The 1,422-nt window shown below is 35.4% G+C and carries 2 protein-coding genes and 1 pseudogene; all 3 read right to left on the reverse strand.

Annotation, left to right across the window (positions count from 1 at the left end; translation table 11 throughout):
• Nucleotides 1–291 precede the first annotated feature (291 nt).
• The gene (locus Q0212_RS12300) at nucleotides 292–501 is read right to left on the reverse strand and encodes an AlpA family transcriptional regulator (protein ID WP_297925931.1); all 210 of its coding nucleotides are present in this window, start codon (nucleotides 499–501) and stop codon (nucleotides 292–294) included.
• Nucleotides 502–576: 75 nt separating this feature from the next.
• Nucleotides 577–1,239, reverse strand: a complete 663-nt coding sequence (locus Q0212_RS12305) for a hypothetical protein (protein WP_297925933.1) — start codon at nucleotides 1,237–1,239, stop codon at nucleotides 577–579.
• Between the two features lies 1 nt (nucleotide 1,240).
• Nucleotides 1,241–1,422: pseudogene (locus Q0212_RS12310) on the reverse strand (integrase); the annotation flags it as partial.

The following is a 1,422-nucleotide window of genomic DNA, read 5'->3' on the forward strand; positions in this document are numbered from 1 at the left end:
CTAAGCGTTCTTTGACATCATCAAAGGTCTGGAATGTGAATTGTGCGTCTTTACCGTCTAAAGCGTTTAAAAAGGCTTCGGCTTCTTCAAAAATTGGCGACAATACGCCATGACTGATATAATTTGTCATAGTTAATTACCTGTAGGCTAGGTGTTAATGTTTAAAAGGCTGTGGCGTTAGTGCGTCACGGCCTTTGCTTTTTCTGAGTTTTAACAGTCCATAAATGCCTCTTGTTAAACATAGAACGCCAAAGTTAAGGGTTAAAAGTATTACGTTTACGGTTGTCATGGTTATGCCGCCTTGCTTGCTGCAATGCGTTCATTCATCCAAGCAATTACATCACTTTCTAACCATGCTACGGATTTGCCGCCACTACAAAGCGATAAATTTTTTGGGAATTTACCTAAACCCATCATGTAATACAGTGTAGGGCGTGGTATGCCTGTTAAATGTGTCACCTCTTTTTGTCTTAAAAATCGTATGTTTGCTTGTGCTGTCATGTTTATACCCATATAACGTGTTTAGACATGGGTATCTTAGATTTTTTAAAAATCTCTCTCGAATACAATAAAAGGTCATTTTTTTTCCCTTTTATCGTTATCGTTTAATAATCTTCTGACTTTTTTTATATCCCAAGCATTTCTATATAAATTCATCACTATTGCTATAAATTCAGCTTCTTTTTTTTCATATAGTGTTAGTGGGTCAAACTTATCTCTTGTGCTGGTATTTTCATGTTTTATATGGGTATATTCTTTAAAAATAGACTGTAAATTATTCGCAACTATAACGGCTGATAGTTTTTGTGAGCTTCCTCTTGATTCTTTTTTTGAGTGCTTTTTTTCAATCTGTGTTAAAGCGTCAATAAGTTTTGCTAATTGATTTTCCACTCCATGAAGTGGAAAAGATGGGTAACTATCGTTAGGTGGTAACTCTGTGTTCAACTCCGCAAGAACATAGCTATTGAGATTTGCTAATTCATTAAGAAGTTTAAAAGTTGTTTTTTTTAGATTTTGACTGCTATTTAAAAAATCGGTTGGTCTAGGGGCATTATCTAAATTATGCCCCCCTGCTAAAAAAGCTGTTTGATAGTTTATTTTATTAAATAGCGCGTTTGTATCCGTGTTTGATTTGTCCACTCCTAATATAGATAAAATCTCTATTTGTATATTTTCGGGCATGTTAGGGGAGTAACTTATAAAAACCTTTTGAGCTTTTTTAATGATAGGTTTAGTCATATTACACCGCCACCACTCGTAAATCGTCTAAGTAATCGCTCCAGTGCTGCATCATGTCATGGCGTTGTTTAATGTATTTAGTACGGTTATAAGCGCGTCCGTTGGCATCTTTAACGGCATGGGCTAACTGCATCTCTATAACTTCAATCGGATAATCTAAAACCTCGTCTAATATGGTTCTAG

Origin of the sequence: uncultured Agitococcus sp. (assembly GCF_937920075.1) — a bacterium.
In the GTDB taxonomy this organism is placed as follows: Bacteria; Pseudomonadota; Gammaproteobacteria; order Pseudomonadales; family Moraxellaceae; genus Agitococcus.

What these genes read in the sequence shown, in the direction of transcription:
- Q0212_RS12300 (WP_297925931.1), bottom strand. Translation starts at nt 501, where the DNA reads ATGACAGCACAAGCAAACATACGATTTTTAAGACAAAAAGAGGTGACA.
- Q0212_RS12305 (WP_297925933.1), bottom strand. Translation starts at nt 1,239, where the DNA reads ATGACTAAACCTATCATTAAAAAAGCTCAAAAGGTTTTTATAAGTTAC.